The sequence below is a fragment of the Sandaracinaceae bacterium genome (assembly GCA_016706685.1).
In the GTDB taxonomy this organism is placed as follows: domain Bacteria; phylum Myxococcota_A; class Polyangia; order Polyangiales; family Houyiibacteriaceae; genus JADJJE01.
This window is the reverse complement of sequence record JADJJE010000003.1, coordinates 289,275-314,095: the sequence shown is the minus strand read 5'-3', so window position 1 is coordinate 314,095 and position 24,821 is coordinate 289,275. Positions and strand designations below refer to the sequence as shown.

General features: G+C 69.6%; 20 protein-coding genes. 12 read left to right on the top strand and 8 right to left on the bottom strand.

Annotated elements, in window-relative coordinates:
• Positions 1 to 398: 398 nt before the first annotated feature.
• Entirely contained in the window at positions 399 to 1,643 is a 1,245-nt protein-coding gene (locus tag IPI43_07290; GenBank protein MBK7773931.1) for a 2-isopropylmalate synthase, read from the bottom strand.
• Between the two features lie 143 nt (positions 1,644 to 1,786).
• Positions 1,787 to 2,641, bottom strand: a complete 855-nt coding sequence (locus IPI43_07285) for a MaoC family dehydratase N-terminal domain-containing protein (GenBank protein MBK7773930.1) — start codon at positions 2,639 to 2,641, stop codon at positions 1,787 to 1,789.
• Positions 2,642 to 2,736: 95 nt separating this feature from the next.
• On the opposite strand from IPI43_07285, the gene IPI43_07280 reads away from it, so the two are divergent.
• Complete coding sequence (locus IPI43_07280) at positions 2,737 to 4,875, top strand: hypothetical protein (GenBank protein MBK7773929.1); 2,139 nt, start codon at positions 2,737 to 2,739, stop codon at positions 4,873 to 4,875.
• Between the two features lie 16 nt (positions 4,876 to 4,891).
• On the opposite strand, the gene IPI43_07275 is transcribed toward IPI43_07280, so the two are convergent.
• Both IPI43_07275 and IPI43_07270 read right to left on the bottom strand, forming a co-directional pair.
• Entirely contained in the window at positions 4,892 to 5,797 is a 906-nt protein-coding gene (locus IPI43_07275) for a D-glycerate dehydrogenase (GenBank protein MBK7773928.1), read from the bottom strand.
• A gap of 396 nt (positions 5,798 to 6,193) precedes the next feature.
• A complete protein-coding gene (locus IPI43_07270) occupies positions 6,194 to 9,007 on the bottom strand; it encodes a hsp70 family protein (GenBank protein ID MBK7773927.1) in 2,814 nt (937 codons plus the stop codon).
• A 77-nt stretch (positions 9,008 to 9,084) separates the two neighbouring features.
• Between IPI43_07270 and IPI43_07265 the strand changes: the two genes are divergently transcribed.
• Entirely contained in the window at positions 9,085 to 10,032 is a 948-nt protein-coding gene (locus IPI43_07265; GenBank protein MBK7773926.1) for an isopenicillin N synthase family oxygenase, read from the top strand.
• 16 nt (positions 10,033 to 10,048) lie between these two features.
• Here the strand turns inward: IPI43_07265 and IPI43_07260 are convergent, their stop codons facing one another.
• The gene (locus IPI43_07260) at positions 10,049 to 10,633 is read right to left on the bottom strand and encodes a hypothetical protein (GenBank protein ID MBK7773925.1); all 585 of its coding nucleotides are present in this window, start codon (positions 10,631 to 10,633) and stop codon (positions 10,049 to 10,051) included.
• Positions 10,634 to 10,700: 67 nt separating this feature from the next.
• Here IPI43_07260 and IPI43_07255 point away from each other — a divergent pair, with 67 nt between their 5' ends.
• Positions 10,701 to 11,834, top strand: coding sequence for a diguanylate cyclase (locus tag IPI43_07255; protein ID MBK7773924.1), 1,134 nt, complete (start codon positions 10,701 to 10,703; stop codon positions 11,832 to 11,834).
• Positions 11,835 to 11,843: 9 nt separating this feature from the next.
• Here the strand turns inward: IPI43_07255 and IPI43_07250 are convergent, their stop codons facing one another.
• From IPI43_07250 to IPI43_07240, 3 genes are all read right to left on the bottom strand, one after another.
• The gene (locus IPI43_07250) at positions 11,844 to 12,665 is read right to left on the bottom strand and encodes a hypothetical protein (GenBank protein ID MBK7773923.1); all 822 of its coding nucleotides are present in this window, start codon (positions 12,663 to 12,665) and stop codon (positions 11,844 to 11,846) included.
• A gap of 63 nt (positions 12,666 to 12,728) precedes the next feature.
• On the bottom strand, positions 12,729 to 13,568 hold the full coding sequence (locus IPI43_07245; protein ID MBK7773922.1) for a CPBP family intramembrane metalloprotease: 840 nt from the start codon (positions 13,566 to 13,568) through the stop codon (positions 12,729 to 12,731).
• The gene (locus IPI43_07240) at positions 13,565 to 15,025 is read right to left on the bottom strand and encodes a glutamate--tRNA ligase (protein ID MBK7773921.1); all 1,461 of its coding nucleotides are present in this window, start codon (positions 15,023 to 15,025) and stop codon (positions 13,565 to 13,567) included. Before IPI43_07240 ends, IPI43_07245 begins: the two co-directional genes overlap by 4 nt.
• Positions 15,026 to 15,188: 163 nt before the next feature.
• On the opposite strand from IPI43_07240, the gene IPI43_07235 reads away from it, so the two are divergent.
• From IPI43_07235 to fusA, 9 genes are all read left to right on the top strand, one after another.
• Entirely contained in the window at positions 15,189 to 15,614 is a 426-nt protein-coding gene (locus tag IPI43_07235) for a hypothetical protein (protein MBK7773920.1), read from the top strand.
• Positions 15,615 to 15,683: 69 nt separating this feature from the next.
• Positions 15,684 to 17,246 carry a hypothetical protein gene (locus tag IPI43_07230; protein MBK7773919.1) on the top strand — a complete coding sequence of 521 codons (1,563 nt, stop codon included), beginning with the start codon at positions 15,684 to 15,686 and terminating at the stop codon, positions 17,244 to 17,246.
• 3 nt (positions 17,247 to 17,249) lie between these two features.
• Positions 17,250 to 17,729, top strand: coding sequence for a hypothetical protein (locus IPI43_07225; GenBank protein ID MBK7773918.1), 480 nt, complete (start codon positions 17,250 to 17,252; stop codon positions 17,727 to 17,729).
• A gap of 34 nt (positions 17,730 to 17,763) precedes the next feature.
• Positions 17,764 to 18,411 carry a hypothetical protein gene (locus tag IPI43_07220; protein ID MBK7773917.1) on the top strand — a complete coding sequence of 216 codons (648 nt, stop codon included), beginning with the start codon at positions 17,764 to 17,766 and terminating at the stop codon, positions 18,409 to 18,411.
• Positions 18,412 to 18,450: 39 nt separating this feature from the next.
• Positions 18,451 to 20,286 (top strand): serine/threonine protein kinase, encoded by a 1,836-nt coding sequence (locus IPI43_07215; protein ID MBK7773916.1) that lies wholly within the window; start codon positions 18,451 to 18,453, stop codon positions 20,284 to 20,286.
• A gap of 27 nt (positions 20,287 to 20,313) precedes the next feature.
• Positions 20,314 to 21,348 (top strand): hypothetical protein, encoded by a 1,035-nt coding sequence (locus IPI43_07210; GenBank protein ID MBK7773915.1) that lies wholly within the window; start codon positions 20,314 to 20,316, stop codon positions 21,346 to 21,348.
• Positions 21,349 to 21,494: 146 nt separating this feature from the next.
• Positions 21,495 to 21,893 (top strand): 30S ribosomal protein S12, encoded by a 399-nt coding sequence (locus IPI43_07205; GenBank protein ID MBK7773914.1) that lies wholly within the window; start codon positions 21,495 to 21,497, stop codon positions 21,891 to 21,893.
• 13 nt (positions 21,894 to 21,906) lie between these two features.
• Positions 21,907 to 22,377, top strand: coding sequence for a 30S ribosomal protein S7 (gene rpsG, locus IPI43_07200; GenBank protein MBK7773913.1), 471 nt, complete (start codon positions 21,907 to 21,909; stop codon positions 22,375 to 22,377).
• Positions 22,378 to 22,696: 319 nt separating this feature from the next.
• Positions 22,697 to 24,811, top strand: coding sequence for an elongation factor G (gene fusA, locus IPI43_07195; GenBank protein ID MBK7773912.1), 2,115 nt, complete (start codon positions 22,697 to 22,699; stop codon positions 24,809 to 24,811).
• Positions 24,812 to 24,821 lie beyond the last annotated feature (10 nt).

Here is a 24,821-nt window from a genome sequence, read left to right as displayed (position 1 = left end):
TCGGAGACCGAGTCGGAGACCGAGACCGAGTCGGAGACCGAGACCGAGCCCGAGGTCCGGATCCCGAGTCTCGGACAAACTCGCGTCGTCCGCTCCTGCGTCTCGTCCGCACCAGCCACTGGTCCTGCCCCGCCCGCTGAGGAGCACCTCTCAACACAGTTCGCAGTTGAGGTCAGATTGAGTGGGGTGTAGCGCGGACACGGCCTCGGCTTGCGGTACGGCCTAGGCCTCGGACACGGACACGGCCTCGGTCTCCGACTCGGTCTCGGTCTCCGACTCGGACTCGGTCTCCGACTCGGTCTCGGTCTCCGACTCGGTCTCCGACTCGGTCTCGGTCTCCGACTCGGTCTCGGTCTCGGTCTCGGCCTCCGACTCCGACTCGGCCTGCGGCCTCGGTCCTACTGAGCCGCCCCGCGGGACACGGTCTCCACGATGTGGCGGATCTCCGGGTCGGTCAGGTTGCGGTCGCTCTGCTTGGCGGCTTCCAGCACGGCCGCGGCGAGCCCCGGCGTGTCGGGCAAACCCGCTTGGCGCAGCCAGTAGTGCACGTTGCTCAGGCCGCTCATGGGGCCGATGCAGATCTCTTGGCGGCGACCCAGCAGGCTGGCGGGGACGCTGGAGTACACGCGGTCCGCGAGCGCCCGGTCGCCGCGCGCCGTGGCCTTGAGGATGGCCGACGCGTGCACGCCCGTGCCGGTCTTGAAGGCGTTGGCGCCCAGCAGCGGGTAGTCCGCCGGGATGGGCGTGCGGGTGGCCTCGGAGACCTTCTCGCACACGTCGCGCAGGGCGTGCAGGTGGCTGCTGCCGTCCAGCGTGCCGCGCATCATGGCCAGGTTCAGCCACAGCTGGTCCAGCGAGGCGTTGCCCACGCGCTCGCCGATGCCCAACCAGCAGCCGTGGATGCGGTCGGCGCCCGCCGCGATGGCCTCGAGGCTGTTGGCCAGCGCGAGGCCGCGGTCGTTGTGGCCGTGCCAGTCGATGCGCACCGACGACCCGTGCTGCGCGATGATGTCGCGCGTGAAGCGCACCAGCGAGCGCACGCCGTTGGGCGTGGCGTGGCCCACCGTGTCGCACAGGCAGAGCCGCTGCGCGCCCGTGTCGATGGCCGCCTTGAACAGGTCGGCCAAGAGGTCCGGGTGCGAGCGGGTGGTGTCCTCGGTGACGAACGTCACGGGCAGCCCCTCGCGCACGGCGAAGTCGATGGCCTCCACCGAGCGGGCCAGGATGGCGGCGCCGGACCACTGCTCGGCGGCCTGCCGAATGGGCGAGGCGCCGATGAAGGTCATGACCTCGACCGGGATGCCGGCCTTCTGGCTCAGCCGCGCGATGGGCTCGATGTCGGCGATGAGCGTGCGCCCAGCGCAGGCGGGGCGGATGGCCAGCCCCTCGGCCACGATGTCGTTGGCCAGCTCGAGGGCGTGGGCGAAGGCGCGGCGCCCGGCGCTGGGGATGCCCAGGTCCACCGAGTGGATGCCCACGGCGTCCATGCCGCGGACGATCTCGATCTTGTCCGCAACGGAAGGATCCACCACGGATGGATCCTGGATGCCATCGCGCAGCGTCTCGTCATGCAGCAAGACGCCGGCGGCGAGGTCACGCTCGCTCCCGTTCCAGTCGTAGATCAGCTCTCGGTCGTCCGTCATCGATTAGGCAGTCCCGCCACGGAGGGGCGCTCACCGCCCGAAATCGCTTACGAAGATGGCTCTAAGTTACCCGACGAGCCACCGAAAATCTTCCTTGGTGGCGTTTCGGCCAGATTTCCTAGACGCCCCTCGGCCCGGTCGATTCACGCCGGGGCGACGATGGCCCGGGCGTTGCTGAACGGAGCATCGTCCGGGCGCTCCAGGGTGCGCATCTCCACCACGAGCGTGTCGCCCTCGTGCCAGCCGCTGGTGACCAGGGTGTCCCCGGGCCACACGGGCTTCCGGAACTGGCCTTCGAGGCGACGCAGGCGGCTGGGGTCACCCCCGCAGGCGGCGTTCACCACGTGCCGGGCCACGTGCCCAAAGGTGCACAGCCCGTGCAAGATGGGCTGGCCGAAGCCGGCCTTCTCGCCAATGGCGGGGTCCGCGTGCAGCGGGTTGTGGTCGCCATTGAGGCGGTAGAGCAGCGCCTGCTCGGTGCGGGTGGCCTCTTCCACCACGAAGTCGGCCTCCCGCTCGGGGGGGCGCACCTTCTCGGCCTTGGGGGGCTTCTCGCCGCCAAAGCCACCGTCCAGGCGGAAGATGATGTCCCACGAGGTCTCGCACAGCAGCTGGCCGGCCTCGTCGCGCGTCTCGCTCACGAACGTGGTCTGGGCCAGGCGCTTGAGGTCGTAGACGCCCGCCACGCGGCCCACGGTGTGCACACGGCCAGCCGGGGCGAACGGCTGGTGGATGGTGATGCTCTGCGCGCCGTGCACGATGCCCAGCATGTCGCCGCCCACGGCCTCGAACAGCTTCAGCATGGCGGGCCACGCCGGGATGACGGCGTAGGTCGGGAAGACCACGGGGCCCTTTCCGTCGGCGCCCTCGAACAGCAGGTGCAGCTCCTCGTCTCGGCGCGCACCGATGCTGAGGTTGTAGAGCACGATGTCCTGCCAGCGGTACTCGTGCAGGAGGGGTTCGGTGGTGAACCCGAGGGCGTCGCGGTTGAGGGCCATGGGCAGGGAGGTACTACGGGCGCCGTGGCCGCGCCAGACGGGGGTCGTGTACCCTGTCCCCGGAACGTCGCGCGCTCGCGAACGAGGAACCCCCCATGCCTCTCCATGCACTCGCCCTCTGCTCGGCTCCTGGTCTTCGTGTCGTGGTCGTGCTGCTCGCGCTCGGTGGGGTGGGCATCGGTTGCACCGACGGCCCGCGCGGCTTCGACGGCGCGCTGCCGAACGGCGCCCAGGTGACCGTGACGTCCGACGGGGCGCTGCGCATCGTGGCCGGCGAACACCCGCTCTTTGCGCTCGCGGCGGGACGCGGCGTGGTGGCGCACCAGTTCGACAGCATGGTGTACCAGCGCACCGGCTTCTACACGTTCGAAGAGACCAACGCGGTCAGCGCGCCCATCGCTCAGCTGGTGGGCGCCGCGCTCGATGGCGACGACGTGGTGGTGCGCTACCGCCGCGCCGATCGTGAACCGGGCACGGCCAGCGTCCGCATCCATGGCGAGGCGGGCAGCGACAGCACGCGTGTCAGCATCACGGTGGAAGGGGTGGACGAACTCGACGCCGTGGGCGTGCCCGTGCACTGCGATGCGCAAGCCAGCTTCCTCGGGTTCGGCGCCCAGTACAACGCCACCGACCAGCGCGGCGAGGCGTTCCCGCTCTTCGTGCAGGAGCAGGGCATCGGGCGCATGGGCGGCTTGTTCTTCGCGGGCAACGCGCACAGCACGTACTTCCCCATGCCGTACCACCTCGACGCGCGAGGCTTCGGCGTGGTGTTCGACACGTTTGCGCGGGTGGTGGTGGACCTCTGCCAGACCGAGACGGACGTGGCCTCGTTCCGTGTGGACGGCCCCGGACCCGTGGAGATCGAGCTGCTGCACGGGCCCACTCCGGGCGACGTGGTGCGCCAGCTAGGCGACCGCTATGGCCGCCCCGCTGCGCCCGAGACCTGGGTCTTCGAGCCGTGGATCGGTGTGCAGGGTGGGCAACAGGCGGTCATCGACGAGGCGGCCGCGCTCGACGCCGCCCAGGTGCCGTGGACTGCGCTCTGGGCCCAGGACTGGGTGGGCTACCAGCCCTTGGCCACCTTCGACGACATCAAGTACCACTGGAACGTGGACGAGGCGCTCTACCCGGACCTGCGCGGCCTCACCGACATGCTCCACGCCGACGGGAAGCGCTTCCTCGGCTACATCAACCCCTTCGTGGAGGAGGACCGCGAGCACTTCGAGCCCATGGACAGCATGGGCCTGCTCATCCACGACGCGGCCGGGGACTCGTACCTGTTCAACTCCTACAAGGGACCCACCACGCTGCCGGACCTGACCAACGCGGCGGCGCGCGAGCACGTGGCGGGGTTCATCGCGGCCATGATGAGCACCCACGGGATGGACGGCTGGATGGCGGACTTCGCCGAGTGGATGCCCACCGACGCGGTGCTCTCCAACGGTGAGTCGGCGCTGCTGGTGGAGCACAACCGCTACCCGCTGCGCTGGCAGGAGCTGAACCACGAGACTGCCCGCGGCATCGCTGGCAACGACTACGCCATCTTCTCGCGCTCGGGCTGGCTGGGGAGCCAGGGCACCACGCAGATCGTGTGGATCGGCGACCAAGAGGCGGACTTCCTGCCGGGCGACGGGCTGCCCACGGTGGTGCCCGCGCTGCTCAACCTGGGCCTGTCGGGTGTGCCCTTCGCCACGCACGACATCGCGGGGTACAGCGGCGGCCCCAGCACCATGGAGCTGTTCATGCGCTGGACGGAGCTGGGAGCCTTCACGTCGGTGATGCGCACGCACGAGGGCCTCAACGCGGCCGCCAACTGGAGCTGGAACGGGGGCCCCACGGCCACGCCCGAGCAGGCCACCGAGACCATCGCGCACTTCCGCCGCTTCGCCCGCATCCACATGGCGCTGGTGCCCACGTTCGAGGCGCTGGCCGAGGAAGCCGCCAGCACGTCCATGCCCGTGCTGCGCCACATGATCCTGGAGTTCCCCGATGATCCGGCCGTGGTGGGCCTCTCGGACCAGTTCATGCTGGGTAGCGACCTGCTGGTGGCGCCCGTGGTCACCGAAGGCGCCGTCGAGCGCGAGGTCTACTTCCCCGCCGGCCAGTGGCACCACGCGCTGCGAGCGGGCGAGATGGTCCAGGGGCCCGGCACGTTCACCGTCAGCGCGCCGCTCGGAGAGCCGCCCGTGTTCTCGCGTGGCGCCGAGCGCAGCGACCTGCGCGCCATCGACTGACGCGCCCCGCGGGCGTTCAGACCGCAGGCAGCGGGATGGGCGTCTTCGGTGGCTGGCCTGCCAGGACCGCTAGGCAGTTGGCCAGGGCCAGCTCGGCCATGACGGCGCGCGTCTCGGTGGTAGCGCTGCCCAGGTGCGGGAGCAGCATCACGTCGTCCCGCTCCATCAGCCCCGGGTGCACGCGCGGCTCGTGCTCGTACACGTCGAGGCCGGCTCCACGCAGCGCGCCGCGGGCGAGGGCATCCGCCAGCGCGGCCTCGTCCACCACCGGGCCGCGCGCCGTGTTGATCAGGATGGCGCTCGGCTTCAGCTGGGCCAGCCGCGTGGCGTTCAGCAGGTGGTGCGTCTCGGGGGTGAGCGGGCAGTGCACGCTCAGCACGTCGGCCGTGGCCAAGAGCTCGTCGAGCGGCACGAGCTCGGCGCCCAGCTCCGCCGCCAGCGCGGGGGCCACGGGCTTGCGGTTGGTGTAGCGGATCTGCATGCCGAAGCCGCGCGCCCGGCGGGCGGTGGCGGCGCCGATGCGCCCCATGCCAATCAGACCGAAGACGCGCCCGTGCAGGTCACTGCCCAGCAACATGTCCGAGCGCCAGCCATGGAACTCGCCCGCACGCAGCAGCCGCTCACCCTCGCGCACACGGCGCGCCACGCCCAGCAGCAGGGCGAACGCGATGTCCGCCGTGGCCTCGGTCAGCACGTCGGGCGTGTTGGTCAGCACCACCCCCGCATGCGCGGCGGCGCCGAGGTCCAGGTTGTCGTAGCCCACGGCGTAGTTCGCGATGACCCGCAGGTTGGGGCACGCCTGCAGGAAGCCTGCGTCGACGCGGTCCGACAGCATGGTGATCAGGGCACTCGCGTGACGGCAGGCCTCGCGCAGCTCCTCCGGGCGGGCCGCACGCCCCTGCGCCACGGTCACGACGTCCATGCCGGGGGCCGCCGCAGCGAGCGAGAAGCCAGGGCGGAAGGGGAGGTCACGCGAGAGCACCAGGGTGGGCATCGCGCGACCCTAGAGCGCGATCCAGCAGGGCCGCAAGCAGCCTCGACAGGAGGCGAGTCGCCGGGCCTTCTCGCGAAGACCCGGCGACGGAATAAAAGACGACCGCGACGGGGGGGGGTGGGGGTTCGTCGCGGTCGTGGGGTGTGTCAGGCCTTTGACGCCGAGCTTGGGGGGGTTGCCCAGCGTCGGCTCCAACACTGCATCTTCCCTACGCTAGAGCCGTGCCAACGATGGCTTCGACGGAATCATTGACGAATTTTCAGTCACCTATCGCACTAACGTCGCAACTCTGAAATTCTGCCCTGCGATCTCGAAAAGCCGGTTTCATTCCAGCAGGCGCAGGCCCACGGGGATGGAGTCTCCGAAGAAGCGCCGCTCGTCGGCGGCCTCTAGCGTGGTGACCTCGCGGACCATGCGCACCCACGCCTCGCTCTTGCCCTCGCGCTCGAGCCGGGCCGCCACCGCCTCGCGCAGCGCCTCGGCCACGTCGCGCACCCGGTCGCCGCTGCGGCGCGCCATCAGGGCAGCCGCCATGGGCGCCTGCGTGGCGTCGCTCTTCCACTCCACGCTCAGGCAGCGCTCGAGCCACTCGTGCACCACGTGCGGCGGCACCACGTCGTGGGCGCTCCCGTACAGCGGCACGCGCGCGCCGAGCCGGCCCACGGCCCACCAGGCCTGCGGGTTCTCGTCGTGCTCCATCAGGCGCGTCACCAGCCAGCCGCCCACCTGGGCCTTGCGCTCCGCTCCCACCCGCTCGAGCGAGCCGGCCAGGCGGATCATGTCGTCCACCGCCAGCATGCGCGGCCCGGCGGGCTTGGGCTTGGGCTTGCGGCTGGGGGGTTCGAGGTACCACTCCACCTGGTCCAACAGCTCGCGCTGGGCGGCCGCGTCGAGGCCCCCGGCGATCCGCCGGAAGAGGGTCCAGTGCTCCGACCAGTTCTGCGGCTCGGGGGCGAACTGCACGCCCGCGCGCAGGGCGGCCTGCACCAGCTGCTTCACGCGCCACTCGTCGAGCGGATAGCCGAAGCCCGGGCGCAGCGTGTAGCCCACCAGGTTGAACCACACGCGCTCGTGGTCGGGGCTGCGGCGGCGGTTCTTCACGCCCGCGAACAGCGCGCCGAACAGCTCGCGCAGCAGCGGCGTGTCCCAGCCCTCGCGCGGCCCCAGGATCTTCTCGAGGTCGGCGCGCAAGCGCTTCACGTCCTTGGCCTGAACGTCGGCGCTGTCCTTCGCCTTGCCGTACACCTCGCGCACGCGGGCGGTGGCCTCGGCGAAGCGCGGGTGCAGCTGCCCCACGTGCAGCGCCGCGAGCTGCGCGTCGTCCTGCCCGCGGATCTGGAACTCCAGCTTCCAGCGGGCGCGCGCGTCCTCGGTGCGCACGCAGGACATCTCGAGCGTGCCCACCTCGGTGAGGGCGGTGACCAGCTCGACGGTCACCTCGGCGTCGCCGCTCGCCGCCGAGGAGCTCTGCCCGCCCGCGGCGTCCAGCACCGCCGCGATGGGCGGCAGGCTGGTGTAGCGCTCGGGGTCGTCCAGCAGCACGCGCTCGCCCACGCTCACGTGGCGCACGTCTGCGGTGCTGGACAAGAGGTGGAAGCGCACCGGGCGGCCCAGCTTGAGCGAGAACTGCTTGCCCCGCAGGGCGATCTCCTCGCCCTCCTCGCTGCCGCGCGGCAGCAGGCAGATGGCCTCGGCCGGCGCGCTGCTCGGGTCACTGCCCGGCTTGGTCTCTCTCGGCAGCGCCAGGAAGTAGCTGCGCGCCGACCCACCGCCCACGCGCAGCCCCACGCCGCGCCGCGCCAGCCCATAGGCCACGGCGCCCAAGGCCACCGCCAGGTCCGGCTCGTCGTGCGGGAGCGCGCGCACGGGCGCCCCGCGCAGCGCCTCGAGCGTGTTGGTCACGCGCTCGCGCAGCAGGTCGCTGCGGAACACGCCACCGTTGAAGAGCACCGCGTCGGGCAGCGGCACACCCTCGCCCACGGCCTCCTGCGCCAGGTCTTCGTGGCGCGCCAAGAACGCCGTCAGGTGGCGAGTCACGGCAGCGTCTGCGGCGTAGGGCAGCCCCAGCTCCATCAGGCCTCCGGCGCGTCGCACCGGGCGCGCGTCGCGCGTGACCTCGGGGAAGAAGCCATCGAGCACGCTGGCCCGCACCTCGTCGCGCACCAGGCGCGCGCTCAGCGAGGCCCCGATCAGCTTGCTGCCGGAGCCCAGCACCGTGACCGCCAGCGACTCGGGGGCGTCGGCCGACAGCAGCCGCTCCTTCGCGCCACGGCACTCGTGCACCAGCTGGGCGAAGCGCAGCGCGCTCAGCGGGCGCTCGGGGCTCAGCTGGGCCTCACAGCGCTTGGCCAGCAAGAGGTCCATGTTGTCGCCGCCCAGCATGAGGTGGTCGCCCACGGCGATGCGCGTCATGCGCGGGCCGCTCTCGCGCCGCTCCACGCGAATGAGGGTGAGGTCCGTGGTGCCCCCGCCGCAGTCCACCACCACCACCAGCTTCACCTCGCCGAGTGCCGCGTCGAGCGTGCTGCGGTGCTCGCCCAGGAAGCGGTAGAACGCGGCCAGCGGCTCCTCCACCAGGCGCACCTTCGGCAGTCCGGCCAGCTTCGCGGCGGTGAGCGTGAGCGCGCGCGCGGCCTCGTCGAACGACGCGGGCACCGTCAGCACCACCTCCTGGTCGGCCAGCGGGTGGCGTGGGTGCTCGGTGTCCCAGGCCCCGCGCACGTGGGCCAGGTAGCTGGCCGAGGCCTCCACCGGCGAGATCTTGGGCACCTCGGCCGGCGCGCCCCAGGGCAGGATCGCCGCGCTGCGGTCCACGGCGCCGTGGCACAGCCAGCTCTTGGCGCTGGTCACCAGCCGCGAGGGCACGCGCGCGCCTAGCTCGAGGGCCAGCGTGCCGAGCACACCTGGCGTGCCGTCCGTGTGCAGCGTGCGCGCTTCGGGCAGCTCTTCCTCGGTGGCCTGGTAGCGCGCCGACGGCAGGCTCGGACGGGAGGCCACCTCCCCGGCGGCCACCCACTGCGGCAGCGGGAACACCTGCGCGCGCGGCAGCACGCCCTCGCCCGCCGTGAGCGTGTCGGCGAAGGCCACCACCGTGTTGGTGGTGCCGAGGTCGATGCCCACTATGAATCGCGCTGTCATCGGGCGCGCAGTGTGGCCACACGCCCTGCCCGGGACAAGCCTCTGATACAGTGCGGTGAGAAGGAGCACGCAACCCCTTGAGACAAGTGCCGACCCTGGACGTGCGCGCGCTGCGCGGCGGTGATGCCCCGAAGTTCGTGCGCGAGCTGCACGCCTCTCTGCGTGAGTTCGGCTTCGTCTGCTTCGTGGGGCACGGCGTGGACGAGGCCGTCACGGAGCCCGCCTACGACGCCCTGCGGCGCTTCTTCGCCCTGCCCGAAGAGGTGAAGCGCGGCTACCACGTCCCCGGTGGCGGCGGCGCACGCGGGTATACGGCGTTCGGCGTGGAGGCGGCCAAGGACGCGCAGCACCCGGATCTCAAAGAGTTCTGGCACGTGGGGCGCGAGTTCGAGCCCAGCAGCCCTTGGCGCGGCAGCGAGCCCGAGAACATCTGGCCGCGCGAGGTGCCCGGCTTCCAGGAGGCCACGCTGGCGCTCTACCGTGCGCTCGACGAGCTGGGCGTCACCATCCTGCGAGCCATCGCGCTGGGCCTCGGCCTGCCCGAGCGCTTCTTCGACAACGTGGTGGACCACGGCAACAGCGTGCTGCGCCCCATCCACTATCCGCCGTTGCCCAAGCCTTGCCCGCCAGGGGTGCGCGCGGCGGCGCACGAGGACATCAACCTCATCACGCTGCTGGTGTGCAGCGACGCGCCGGGCCTCGAGCTGCTCAACCGCGAAGGCCAGTGGCTGCCTCTCGGCACCGACCAGCGCATGATCGCCATGAACGTGGGCGACATGCTGCAGCGCCTCACCAACCACGTGCTGCCCTCCACCACGCACCGCGTGGTCAACCCGCCGGAGCCCTGGGCCAGCCAGGCGCGCACGTCCATCCCGTTCTTCCTGCACCCCAACTCGGAGTACCTGATCCGCACGCTGCCCGAGTGCGTCACGCCGGACAACCCGGACCGCTACCCTGAGCCCATCACGGCGGACGCCTACCTCACGCAGCGTCTGGTGGAGATCGGCCTGATCAAGCCCAGCTGAGCGGGACCGCGCCGAGCTAGTTGGAGAAGCCCACCACCTTCAGCACGAACAGCGCGTCCAGCCAGAGCACCACGCGGAAGCCGCTCTCGCTGTCGCTGCGGTGGATGGCCCGGTACTCGTACTGGATGTCCACGCCCGCCATGCGCGCAATGTCCAGCCGCCCACCGATGCGCAGGCCGCCGCTCCGTCGCGTGGGCACCAGCGGCTCGCCGTGTGTGCGCCCGATGATGCCGTGCACCAAAGGGCTCAGCCCCACGATGGTCCCAAAGCGCACCGCGCCTCCCAGCACCAGGTGCCGGCCCGCCAGCCGCCCGCGCCGTTCGCCGCTGTAGCCCAGCTCGATGGAGGCCCCCAGGTTGTCCTCGAAGCGCAGGTCGGCCGCGACCAGGAACTGCCCAGTCAGCATGGTGTCGTTGGGGTTGGTGGCGAACTGCGGCCCGATGCCCAGGCGCAGGCCCGGGAGCACGTCCTCCGTGCCCATCCAGCCGTCCGCAGGGGGGCCTTCGTAGGTGTCGTCTTCGTATTGGGCGCGCGCCGCGCCGACCGACCCCAGCAGCCCTAGCACCAGCACCAGCACCACACACCACCCGAAGCTCTTCATGAGGGCATTCTACCGATGCCGGGTCAGAACTCATCCCTCACGTGCATGAGTGTATGCTGCGTCGCTGATGTTTCCCCTCGAGACACCAAAGCGCTTCAGCCAGGACCCGGGCGCGCAGCAACGCGCCCAGCGTCTGCGTGAGAAGCGCCTGCTGACGGGACTCGTGTCCTACGGCCTGGCGCTCGCGGTGGTGGTGGGGGCGTGGCTGCTCGGCTTCTACGGGGCGCGCGTCGTGCTGGCCGTGACGCTGATGGTCATTCCCATCAACCTGGTGCTCTTCGGGCTGCTGCGCTCGGGGCTGAACCTCCGCTTTCGCGACCCCAACATCACGCTGCTGCAGCTGTGCCTGGCCAGCGTGCCCGTGCTCTACGCCATGTATCACGCGGGCCAGGCGCGGGGCGCGTTCCTGGTGCTCTTGCTGTCCGTGACCATGTACGGGCTCTACAGCTTTCGGACGCGCGACTTCATCTACTTCACCGCGTTCATCTTGCTGGGGTACTCGTCCGTCATCTTGCTCATGCTCTTCCGGCGTCCGGAGGAGGTCCAAACGCGTGTGGACATGCTCCAGTGGTTCTCGGTGCTGGTGGCCATGGCGCAGTTCAGCTCGCTGGCCGGCTACGTGAACCGCCTCCGTGCGCGCGTGCGCGAGCGCAACCAAGAGCTGGCGGACCGCAACCTGGACCTCGAGCGCGCGCTCGAGCGCATCCGAGAGATGGCCATGCGCGACGAGCTGACCGGCGCGTACAACCGGCGCTACCTGGCGGAGGCCTTCGCACTCGAAAAGAAGCGCTGCGAGCGCGAGGGCGGGGGGTTCTCGTTCGCCATCCTGGACGTGGACTTCTTCAAGGCGGTCAACGACACCTACGGGCACTTGGTGGGCGACGAGGTGCTGAAGGGTGTGGCCGCGGTGCTGCGCGCTGAGCTCCGCGAAACCGACCTGTTCGGGCGCTGGGGCGGTGAAGAGTTCGCCGTGCTGTTGGTCGGCGCCGAGCTGGCCGACGCGCAGGCCACCATCGAGCGAATCCTGCGCGCGCTCGCGGCGCACGTGTTCACCACGGCGGAGGTGTCGCTGCGCATCACGGCCTCGGCAGGCATCACGGAGTACCGCAGCCCCGAGGAGCCCGACCGCACCTTCGCGCGCGCCGACGAGGCTCTCTACCGCGCGAAGGCCGGCGGCCGCGATCGCGTGGAGATCGGCTAGCCGTCCCGCTCAACCCGCCTGCTCTTGGGCCTCGTCCTCGGCCACGGCGTTGATGTCGGCGATCAGCGTGGTGAGCTCGCGATCCCCCCGAAAGCGCTCGTTCTTGGCCAGCCGCTCGATCAGCCATGCGATGGCCTCGGCGTGTGAGAGGCGTCCGCGTCGCCGCAGCGCGTCGTACTTGTCCAGCACGATGACCAGCTTCTCGGCCCGGTCGAAGCAGGTGTTGGCGCCGAAGCGCCGTGTGAAGCGGTCGTCCGCGCCGACGATGGCGTCGGGGTTGATGTTGTCCAGCATGTGGTGCGAGGCCGCGGCCGCCACCGCCTCCGCGGGCACGCCTGCGCCGTCGATGATCTCGAGCGTCCATGCCGTGTGCAGGTTCCAGAAGTGCCGCATGGGCAAGTCGGGCGAGATGCCCAGCGCCTCGAGGCGCGTGATGCGCGTCGCGGCGTCCTCCGGGAAGTAGCGCTGCAGGAAGCGGCGCACGGGCTGCATGACGTCCTCCACGCCCTCCACCGAGAACATCTCTGCGATCAGGCGCTGACCGCTGGGGTCGGCGTCCTTCGGGCCGGTCTTGCCGATGTCGGAGAACAGGCAGCCCAACACCACCGTACGGCGCTCGAGCGCGCCGCACGCCTCCTGCCAGTCGGTCGCGTCGTAGTGGCGAAAGAGCCGGAACGCGAGGTCGGCCATGCGCTCGAGGTCGGTCACCGTCTGCGAGAGCTCGGCCAGCAGCGCCAGCCGGCTCAGCACGTCGGCGTCCACGGCGTGGAGGTCGAACCCCACGCGCGAGCAGATCCCGCTCAGCCGCTCGATGATGGCGCTACTGGTCACGCGAGAAAGTTACCATGTGGTCTGCCGGGTGCCGCATCGGATCGTCCCATCCGCGCAGGCCGCTCACCCGCCCGGCGGCCAGAACGTGGTCGGCAGCCCGATGGTCTTCATCATGGCGGCCAGGTCCATGCTGATGGCCACGCCCACGTGCACGAAGAAACCCGACCAGATGGAGCGCGTCTTCATGGCCAGCGTGCCGAGCACCACGCCGGCGATGCACGCGCCGAAGGTCTCCAGCATGGGCTTGCCGAAGTGGATCATCACGTACGGCACGGTCATCACGAAGATGGCGTGGCTGCCCATCTGGGCCTTGCAGGCCTTGAGCCACCAGCCGCGGAAGAAGAACTCGAGCGCGAAGAACTGCGCCGCGTACATGAGCTCCCAGCCAAGGAAGTCGGCCCAGCTCTTGTTCGCGCCCTTGTAGAAGGGGTAGTAGTTCACGAACTCGGGGCTGCGGCTGACGAACAGCACGCACACGGCCACCACCAGGTAGCACAGCACGTAGAGCCAGAGGTGCTCGCGCAGCCCCTTGGTGGACAGGCCCTGGTCGCGCACGCGCTCGCCATAGAGGCGCACCAAGATCATGGGCAGCAGGAAATAGCCGAGCACGCGCCAGCCCGCCCACCAGGCCCAGGAGAGACGCTCGTGGTGCGGGGAGCGGCGCCAGTCACGCGCCCACTGCAGCGGCTGGTCGCGTGTGATCCACTCGTCCAGCCAGTGCCGATTGCCGATGTACTCCATCAGCGTCAGCAGCACCGCGCTCGCCAGCAGCGCGATGATTGGCCGCCAGTCGTAGCCGAGCCCCGCGGCGTCCCGCGCGGCGCGCTCTTCGGCGGCCTCGCGGTCCATCTGCTGCCACGTCTCGAGGAAGAACGCGCGCGGGTGCAGCTCGGCCAGCTTCACGCGGGGCTCGTGTTCTCGGTGGCCCGCTCGGCCTGCTCTGCGGCAGACAGCAGGCGCGCGCACGACACCTCGCGCCCAAGCACCTCCATCACCTCGAACAGGCCGGGGCTTTGTCCACGGCCGCTCAGCGCCACGCGCGCCGGCTGGGCCACGTCCTTCATGGCCAGCCCCTCGGCCTCGAGCCACGCGGTCACCGCCGCGTCCAGCGCCGGCTGGGAGAACGGCTCGGTGCGCTCCACTAGCGTCGCCAGCGCCCGCAAGCGCGGCGCCGCCGTGGGCGTGAGGAACTTCTTCGCGGCCTTCTCGTCCTGCTCCGGCACGTCGCGCACGAAGTAGTCCACGTTCAGCGCCAGGTCCGGCAGCAGGCTGCTGCGGGGCTTGATGTACGGCATGGCAGCCAGCACGCGCGCGTCGTCGGCGGCCACCTCGAGACCGCGCGCCGCGAGGTACGGCTGGGTCAGCTCGGCCAGCCATGCGTCCGGCTGCCGGCGCAGGTGCTCCTCCTGCACGAACAGGAACTTCTTCGGGTCGTACTTGCCGGCCTGGCTCCCGCAGTGCGCCCAGTCGAAGTGCTGGATGAGCTCCTCGCGCGTGAACACCTCTTGGTCCCCGTGGCTCCAGCCCAGGCGCGCCAGGTAGTTCAGCACCGCGTCGGGCAGGTAGCCGAGGTCGCGGTACTCCATGACGCTGACCGCGCCGTGCCGCTTGCTGAAGCGCTTGCCGTCGGGGCCCAGCACCATGGGCAGGTGCGCGAACTCCGGCACCGGCACGCCCAGCGCCTGGTAGATGAGCACCTGCGGCGTGGTGTTGATGATGTGGTCGTCACCGCGCGCCACGAGCGTCACGCCCATGGTCACGTCGTCCACCACGCAGCCGAAGTTGTAGAGCGGCAGCCCCGTGTTGCGCAGCAGGATGAAGTCCTGGAGCGTGCTGTGGGCCACCTCGATGGGTCCGCGGATCAGGTCCACGAACGTGGTGCTGCCCTCGCGAGGGCACTTGAAGCGCACCGAGTGCGGCTCCGACGGGTCGCCATCGGTGCGGTCGCGCCAGGGGCTCTCGAACACGAAGCCGTCCTTGGTGCCCGTGGCCGTGTGCGCGTCGCGGGCGGCCTGGATCTCTTCTTTCGTGGCGTAGCAGCGATAGGCGTGCCCGCTCGCGATGAGCTTCTCGGCGTGGTCCTTGTACGTGTCCAGGCGCTCCGATTGCCGGTAGGGCGCGTTCGGCCCGCCCACGTCCGGGCCCTCGTCCCAGTCGAGCCCCAGCCAGCGCATGGAGTCGAGGATGATGTCCACGCTCTCCTGCGTGCTGCGCTCCGCGTCGGTGTCCTCGATGCGCAGGATGAACGTGCCGCCCAGCTTGCGGGCCCACAGCCAGCTGTAGAGGGCCGTGCGCACCCCACCGATGTGCAGGTAGCCGCTGGGGGAGGGCGCAAAGCGAACACGAACGGGCGCAGTCATGCGGCTGCGTCTACAGCCCTCCCGGAATGTGGTCAAGACGCTGCGCCGCCCCGAGCGTCCACGCTGCCACCGACGTCCCCGGCCGGGTGTCCACGACCAGGGTCTCTTTCCCAGAGGCCCGAGACCCCGTAGCGTCGCCCGCTGGACCGCCACCCGAGCCCCGATGACGCCACCCTCCACCGAATCCCTCGCCGCCCCGCAGTCGCCGTTCACTCTCGACAGCGGCTCCTTCCCGCGCGTCAGCCTCGTGCTGCGAGGCACCCTCGGGGTGCGCGAAGCCGAGGCCATGACCAGCGCCCTGCGTGAGCGTGTCTTCGCGCGCAAGGAGCCGTACACGCTGCTCGTGGACGCCAACCAGGCCGGCGTGCCGGGCGCCGATGTGCGCAAGCTCTTCGCCGACTTCTCCGCCCGGAACCGCGAACACACGCGGCGCTACTGCCGCGGCGAGGCCTACGTGATGTCATCCGCGCTGGTGCGCGGTGCGCTCACGGCGGTCATGTGGCTCTCGCCCTTCGAGTATCCCCACAAGGTCTTCGCCAGTGTCGCCGAGGCCCGGACGTGGCTGGCGACGCTCGACGTCGGCCCATGACTCTCGGAGCGCGAACAGGGCTTCCCCCGCGCGCGCCATCCCTATAGTCTCGCTCGCGGGAGCCGAGACATGAGCTGGGCTGACAAGACCCCGAAGGCGACGCTGCATCACGCCAGCCTGTGCGACGCGTCCGTCATGAGGCGCGCCGACGAGCTGGCCGTTGCCCCCGCCACCGCGATGACCACCGCACCGCCCCACAGCATGCATGACGACTGCGGCGCCAGTGACGTCGGGCGCATCGGCCCCACGGCAGCGCAGGTGGAGCTCCGCTACTTCCAGCGCAAGGAGGGCGTGCTCCAGATGGGCGGCATGTGCCCCGGGTTCGGCCTCGACGCCGAGGGCCACCCGCTCAGCATCACGTTCACGCGCAAGAGCGCCTACGTGGTGCGGCTCCACAAAGACACGCTCCAGCCCCTCAACGTGCATCGCATCCCGCACCGAAACATGCGGACCAGCGACGCCATGTTCAACCCGCGGCGCCTGTTCAGTCAGGTGGCGGGAGGCACCTACTGCTTCGTGGATGCGCTGGGCCGCTTGGTGGTGCCGCTGGCGCGCAGCCTGGTCGCCCCGGGCGGCGTCTCCTGGAACCGGAACGGCGTCATGGTGCTCGCGCCCAATGCCATCGGCGGCTTCGACGAGCAGTTCCTGCCCGCCACGGTGCCCAACGCGGGCAACCTGATCGCGGTGCAGCCCGTGCACACCAGCACCCCGCTCGCGGCCGGTGAGCTGCCCGAGAGCGGCTACTGGTGGGTGAGCGACAACGGCTACGTCGGCATCGCCGTGCCCGACGGGTGTCCGCCGGTCAGCCCGCTCCGGCTCACACACGGGGGCAAGCCCAGCCGCATCGAGAACTCCTTCTGCTCGAGCGCGCGCGGCGCCTTCGTGGTCAGCGAGCACGTCATGACCCGCTGCGCGCGGGAGGCCGACGCGGTGGTCCTGAAGTGGAGCTACGAGTACGAGAACTGGTACCGGGCCAACGGGAAGAGCAAGTTCAGCGGGGTGACCGGGGCCTCGGGCACCACGCCCACGCTCGCGGGGGACTACGTGGTCATCGGCGATGCCGCCAACCCCATGAACGTGGTTGTCCTGCCGCAAGAGGCGGCTGGCAAAGCCAACGTGCCCAGCGCCAAGGTGCCGGTGTTCGCCGGGCTGGGCGGCAGCGAGTGCGAGAACTCCGTCATCGCGTTCCAGGGCGAGCTCATCGTGGTGGGCAACACCTACGGGTACTCGAACCCGCTCGAGATGTTCCGCTACGAAGACGTGCCCGGGCTGACATGCCTGCGCATGAGCGCGGACGGCAAGCTCACGGTCGCGTGGGAGCGCAAGGACGTGAACGTCGTCACCTCGCCACCCAAGGCCTCCCGCCGCGGCGTCGTGTACATCTACTCGCGCACGGTGCTGGAGAAGCCCGTGCCGCACGGCCACGCCTCGGCACGGCCACGCGTGGGCCGCGAGCGCTGGGAGCTGTTGGGGCTCGACCTGCTGAACGCAGGGAAGACCGTGTACCGCGTGAAGGTATTCGAGGGGGACATCTCGAAGGCCCACGACAACGCCTGGGCGACCATGTGCCTCGGCGACACGGCGCTCTACCTCGGCATGTGGCACGGCGCGCTGCGCATCGGAGACGCATAGACCATGAGCAAGCTCGAACTCCGGCATGCGGGGGCCTTCGGGGCCATCGCGCGCTTCGAGGACATCCACCTCGTGAACTTCCGCGCTCGCATCGACGCCGGGGTGGTCGACCTGGCGGTGCGCGACTTCGAGGCCCTGGCGGCCGACCACAACGACCGCCGGCTGGGCACCATCTTGGTGGTGGAGGCCAACATCCCGCTGCCCGAGCCGGACATTCGCCTGGTCACCGCAGGCCAGCTCTCTCGTGTGCAGCGCCACTCGCCCTACCGGGCCGCGGTCATTCTGGGCGACGGCTTCTGGCTCAGCGCGGCGCGCTCGGTGCTGACGGCCATCCAGTTGGCCACCATGCGGACCGCGCCCATCTACACCAGCGAGTCCATCCCGGGCGCCGCCACGTGGGTGTGTGACCGCACGGGGCGCCCCAAGACCGACCTGCCCAAGATCCTGGGCGCCGTGGACGAGCTGCGGCTCGCAGGGCGTTAGCGCCCCGCCGTTCCGTTCGTGCTATCCCGCCCGCATGTCCATCCTCCTGGTGCTGGTGGCGCTGGTGGCGCTCGTCTTCGTGGGCGGCGCGGTGATCGCCGTCTACTTCGTGATGCGCGGCGACTCGTCCGGAGACCGTGAGCGCCTGGTGCAGGCCAGCAGCGTGCGCCTGGCCGAGCACGCCACCGACGTGGCGTTCTTCTTCCGCTTCGAGCAGCAAGACGCCACGGACGCGAAGGCCCTGGTCGAGCGCTTCCACGTGCAGCTCAGCCCCAGCGAGACGCGCGATGCCGCCCTCGAGCTGACGCGCCTGGTGCCCAGCGCCACCCACGCGTATCTCGGACCCTGCGCCTGGCCGCCCGTGAAGGCCTACAGCCCCGTGACGCTCGGCGTCATCGTCGGCTTTCGGGCCCGCACGCGCGCGTCGCTCGACACCGTGCTGGACGACCGCCAGCTCACCGGGCTGGCCGCGACGCTGCGCCAGGTGAGCGCGCTCCCGGACGACCAGCTGCTGGGCGGACACCTGCAGGTCGCCGCGGACAGCACCGACCCCGACGCGCCCCGTCTGGTGGCCGTGGACCAGGGCGCGCTGCCGGGGCACCGCCCCTGTCCCCACTGTCGAAAGCCCATGCCCGTGTTCGCCACGCGCTGTGACGCTTGCGGTTCGCGCGCGATGAGCTGACCCTTCTGCGCGCGCGGTACGCTGCGTGACACCGAGGCGATGCAGCGAGTCGAAAAGTACGAGGTGGAAGAGGAGCTGGGCCACGGCGGCATGGCCACGGTCTATCGCGCCCGCGACACGCACCTCGACCGCGAGGTGGCGCTCAAGATCCTGCACCCGCACCTGCGAGCCTCCTCGGAGGCGCGCCAGCGCTTCGCTCGCGAAGCCAAGAGCGTGGCGCGGCTCAAGCACCCCCACATCCTCGAGGTGTACGACTTCTCGGGCGCGGACTCCGAGCACAGCTACATCGCCGCCGAGCTGCTCACGGGCCCCACGCTCAAGGACTTCGGTGCGCAGCACCCCGAGCTGCCCGCCGAGATCGCGGTGGCCATGACGCTCCAGATCTCCCGCGCGCTCGAGGCCGCCCACGCGCACGGCATCGTCCACCGCGACGTCAAGCCCGAGAACGTCATGATCCACGAGGGCCGCACGCTGAAGCTCACGGACTTCGGCATCGCGCAGATCCTCGACACGCAGTCCTTCACCGCCACCGGCCAGATCCTGGGCTCGCCGGGCCACATGGCCCCCGAGCAGGTCGAGACGGGCGAGGTGGACGAGCGCAGCGACCTCTTCGCGCTGGGCACCGTGCTCTACTACTTGGCCTGTGGGCGCCTGCCCTTCACGGGGCGCAACCCACACCAGATCCTGCGGCGCGTCATGGACGCCGAGTACATGGACCCGCTGCGGGTGAGGCCCAGCATCGGCGCTGGGCTGGCGCGCATCATCGCCCGCTGCCTCGCGCGCAGCCCAGCAGACCGCTACGCGAACGCGGCCGAACTCTCGGCGGCGCTCGTGACGTGGTGCCACAGCGTGGGCCTCAGCGACCCGGACGCCGCCGTCATCGCCTATCTGCAAGAGCCCGTGGAGACGGCCACCGCGTTGACCAAGAGCAGCGTGGCGCAGCTCATCCGCACGGGCACGGAGAGCATCCGCACGCGGGACATCCCTGCCGCCATGGACGCGTTCAACCGTGTGCTCGCGCTCGACGAGGGCAACGCCGAGGCGCTGCGGCAGATCGAGACCCTCGGCTCCACGAGGCGCAGCCCGCTGCCGTGGGTCTTCGCGGGCGCTGGCGCGCTGCTCATCGCGCTCGCCGTTGGCCTCGCGGCCCAAGGGGCCGACCGCACGGAAGCAGATGCTCCCGGCGACGACGCGCTGGCGGACCGGCCCTCCGGCGCTCGCGACCAGGGGCGCCTGCGCGCTGACGCTCCCACGTTGGCCGCTGGCTCCCTCCTCGACGCGGCGGTCGGTGTCGCAGAACCTCCCGGCACGGATGGTGGCTCCGAGGACTCTGGCGAGCCGCGCGACGGTCGGTCGAGCCCCCGCGTCACACCCCGCGGTCCCCGGCAAGTGGTCTTCCAGCCGTCCCCCGCCAATGTGGAGATCGCGGTCGACGGCGGCGCGCTGCGCGCCTTTGGTCCCAGCTTCCGTGAGGTCACGCTGGCCCCGGGGCGACACACGTTCCGCGTGGTGGGTGGCGCCGAGTGCTGCGTGGAGCGCACCTTCGTGGCGGACGTGCCTGTGGGCGAGGAGCCCTTCGAGCTGCCGCTGCGGCTCGCGTTCCGGCCCGCCAGCGTCTACGTGGTGGCCAACACGCCCGCCGACGTGGCCGTGGCGGGCGGTTCGGGGGCGCCTGCCCAAGGCCGCACACGGGAGATCCTCTCGGTGCCCATGTCCCGCGCCGAGGACACCCGGCGCTTGACCGTGACAGCGGAAGGTCATCGGGTTTATACAGGGGTGGTGCGTCTGCGCGCAGGCCAGCTCACGGAGCATCGCGCCTCCCTCGAGCCCAGCCTCACCGTGCAGGAGACTCCACCCACGCCAGCGCCCGACTGATCCCTTGCCAACCCTCTTCCGGTCTCCATGACGCCACCCCGACAGCGCCCGGGATCGGCCTGCCTGTCGCGCCCGCTCTGGGGTGCCGTGCTCTCCGTGGGGGTCGCGCTGGCGCTCTCTCTCTCGGCGCTCCCCGCGCTGGCGGACGACCTCGAGGACTTCGAGGCGGCCCGCACCCAGTATGACGCCCAGCACTTCGAGGTGGCCGTGCGGCTGTTCGAAGACCTGGTGCTCGGCCCCGTGCCGCGGGTGCGCAACGTCGCGCTGCGCCTCGAGTCCCGCAAATACCTCGGCGCCGCATACCTGTTCATGGGGCGTGGTGACGAGGCCCGCGACCAGTTCCGCCAGCTCCTCGAAGAGGACCCGGCCTACACCCTGGACCCCCTGAGCTTCCCGGCGGCCGTCCAGACCGCGTTCGACGAGGCGCGCGCCCAGCTCGAGGCCCGGCAGCGTGAGGCGGAACGCGCGGCGGCCGAGCGGCTGGACGAGGAGGAGCGCCAGCGTCTGCTGCGGATGGCCGCCGAACAGGAGCGGCTGCGCCACCTGGAAGAGCTCGCCAACTACGAGACGATCGTGCTCCCGAACTCGCGCGCCCTGGCCACGGTGCCCTTCGGGGTGGGTCAATTCCGCAATGGAAACAGGATCTTCGGTGCCACTCTGGCCGTTGGGCAACTAGCCCTGCTGGCTGGCTCGCTGGGCACCTACATCGGCCACCGATCTCTCCTGGCGATCTCGGCCCAGTGTACCGCCGATCCGTCCAACTGCGCCTTGGACGTGAGCCCTCCCGGCGGTCCCCGCACGCCGGAAGAACTCCAGTTCATCGACCGAGAGCGCCGCGTGAGGGTCAGCAACTACATCCTCACGGGCGGCTTCGTGGCGCTGATGCTGGTCGGGATCATCGAAGCCCACGTCAACTTCGTGCCGGAGCGCCGGCAGCGGCGGCTGCGCCTGGGGGGCAGCGAGGCGTTGGCGGGTCAGCCAGGACGAAACGACGGCGTGGCGCCAATTACACTCAGCGTGCAACTGGGCCTCGGAAGCGCCGGGCTGATCACGCGTTTCTGATCGCTCGAAAGCCCAAGGATCCCCCGCAAGCCCCCGGAAACGATCCATTTTCCGGTGAAAGCTCCTTGACACCCCGCGTTTGGCCGGTATTCTCCGCGTCCCTCACGCCCTGGGTACGTTCCCGGCGCTGTTGAATTTCGCTACACATGCCGACTATCAATCAGCTCGTCCGCCACGGACGCCAGAAGCTCGTCGTCAAGACGGACTCCCCCGCGCTCCAGCGCTGCCCTCAGAAGCGCGGTGTGTGCGTCCGTGTCTACACGACCACGCCCAAGAAGCCGAACTCCGCCCTCCGCAAGGTTGCGCGCGTGCGCCTCTCCAACGGGATCGAGGCCACCACGTACATTCCGGGTGAGGGTCACAACCTTCAAGAGCACTCCGTGGTGCTGATCCGCGGCGGTCGCGTCAAGGACCTCCCGGGTGTGCGCTACCACGTGGTGCGCGGCACGCTCGACGCCACCGGCGCGGCGGGTCCCTCCAACACGAACAAGGCGACGCGCACCAAGCGTCGCTCGAAGTACGGCGTCAAGCGCCCGAAGAGCTGAGAGCTAAACGAACATGAGTCGTCGCCGCCAAGCAGATAAGCGCCAAGTTCTCCCGGACGCCAAGTACGGTGAGAAGGTCGTCGCCAAGTTCGCCAACATCCTGATGTTCGGTGGCAAGAAGTCCACCGCCGAGGGCATCCTCTACGGAGCCTTCACCATCATCGAAGAGCGCTACAAGCAGGAGCCCCTCGAGGTCTTCAAGAAGGCTCTCGACCAGGTCAAGCCCCGCGTGGAGGTCAAGAGCCGCCGCGTTGGTGGCGCCACCTACCAGGTGCCCGTGGAGGTCCGCAACGACCGCCGCACCGCCCTGGCCATGCGCTGGCTCGTGTCCTACTCCCGCCGTCGCGGCGAGAAGAGCATGGTCGAGCGTCTCGCCGCCGAGCTCGTGGAAGCCGCTCAGGGCCGCGGCGCCGCCGTGAAGAAGCGTGAAGACACGCACAAGATGGCCGACGCCAACAAGGCGTTCGCGCACTACCGCTGGTGAAACCAGGGGTAACCCAACCCAACCGTTCGGGTAGGTCCTTCATGGATACCACCCGGGCCGGAGCAGACCTGACCAGTACATGAACTTCGCAATATAGAGAGAGTCGCCCGGGAACACCGAGCCAGCACCGCTGACTCAACCGCGTCGCCTCCTCAGTCCCTCTCCGAAACGGCCTACGGGCCCAGATTGACCCAAGGGTGGTCAATCAAAGGTCGGAGGGGGATTTTTGCATCCAAAAACCACAGAGCCTGCACAGCACGCTCACTCACCCCTCTTCGACTCGGGTCGCATCGTTGACCCACGCTCCTCCGGACACACCTTGGCTCGCCAGTTCCCACTTCAACGCACCCGAAATATCGGCATTATGGCCCATATTGACGCGGGGAAGACCACGACGACGGAGCGCATCCTCTATTACACGGGGGTGAACTACAAGATCGGCGAGGTCCACGATGGGGCTGCGACCATGGACTACATGGAGCAGGAGCAGGAGCGTGGCATCACGATCACGTCGGCTGCGACCACGTGCTTCTGGACGCCGAACGAGGGGTTGAACACGTCGGATCAGTTCCGCATCAACATCATCGACACGCCGGGTCACGTGGACTTCACCATCGAGGTGGAGCGCTCACTGCGGGTGTTGGATGGTGCCGTGGCCGTGTTCGACGGCAAGCAGGGCGTGGAGCCGCAGTCCGAGACCGTGTGGCGCCAAGCGGACCGCTACAAGGTCCCGCGCATGTGCTTCATCAACAAGATGGACAAGGTTGGCGCCGACTTCAATCGCGCGCTCCGGTCCATCAAAGAGCGGCTCAATGCGCCGGCCGTGGCCATCCAGATCCCTCTGGGCGAAGAGACCGCGCTCGAGGGTGTCATCGACATCGTGCGCATGCGCGCCCTCCGCTTCAAAGACGACAAGCTCGGCGCGGAGTGGGATGTCATCCCGATTCCGGCGGAGTCCGAGTTCGCCGCGCAAGAAGCCCGCGAGACGCTCATCGAGAAGGTGGCCGAGATCGACGACCGCCTCATGGCGCGTTACCTCGATGGCGACACCAACTTCACGGACCTCGAGATCCTGGCTGCCGTGCGCGTCGGGTGTCTCAGCCACCGCATGGTGCCCGTGCTCTGCGGCTCGGCGTTCAAGAACAAGGGCGTGCAGCAGCTGCTCGACGCCATCGTGGACTTCATGCCCTCGCCCGTGGACATCGCCGACATGGTCGGTGAGCACCCGGACGATCCCGAAAAGAAGGTCACCCGCAAGGCCTCGGACGACGAGCCGTTCAGCGCGCTCGCCTTCAAGATCCTCAACGACCCCTTCGTGGGTCAGCTGACCTTCTTCCGCGTCTACTCGGGCACCCTCGCGAGCGGCACCACGGTGCTCAACTCCACCAAGGGCAAGCGTGAGCGCATCGGCCGCATCCTCCTGATGCATGCCAACAACCGCGAAGAGATCAAAGAGATCCACGCGGGCAACATCGGCGCTGCCGTGGGCCTCAAGACGGCCACCACCGGCGACACGCTCTGCGACGAGAAGCACCCCGTCATCTTCGAGCGCATGGACTTCCCCCAGCCGGTCATCTCGATCGCGATCGAGGCGAAGACCAAGGCGGATCAGAGCAAGCTCAGCGAGGGCATCAGCAAGCTGGCGGCCGAGGATCCGAGCTTTCGCGCACACACCGACGAAGAGTCCGGCCAGACCATCATCAGCGGCATGGGCGAGCTGCACCTCGAGATCATCGTGGACCGCCTGCGCCGTGAGTGGAAGGTGGAGGCCAACGTCGGCGCGCCGCAGGTCGCGTACCGCGAGACCATCACCGAGACCGTCAAGGCCGAGGGGCGCTACATCAAGCAGACCGGCGGTCGTGGTCAGTTCGGCCACTGCTGGATCGAGCTCGGACCCAGCGAGCCCGGCGCGGGCTACGTGTTCGAGAACAAGCTCGTCGGCGGCGTCATCCCGAAAGAGTTCATCCCGGCCATCCAGAAGGGCATCGGCGACGCCATGACCCGCGGTGTGCTGGCGGGCTATCCCGTGATTGACTGTCGCGCGGCTGTCTTCGACGGCAGCTATCACGACGTGGACTCGAGCGCGGCTGCTTTCGAGGTCGCGGGATCACTCGCATTCCAAGAGGCGGCACAGAAAGCTGGAATTCAGCTTCTCGAACCCGTAATGCAGGTTGAGGTTCGCACGCCGGAGGACTATATGGGGGACGTCATCGGCGACCTCAACTCCCGTCGTGGCTCCATTACCGGAATGGAAGAAGTGCCGGGGCTGAAGATCATCAGCGCCACCGTGCCCTTCGCCAACATGTTCGGCTACGTGAACGACCTTCGCTCCAAGACACAGGGGCGCGCGGTCCACACGATGAGCTTCAAAGAATACCAACCCGTGCCCCGCAATATTTCGGACGAGATCATTGCGAAGGCCAAGGGTGAGTGAGCGTCAGCTC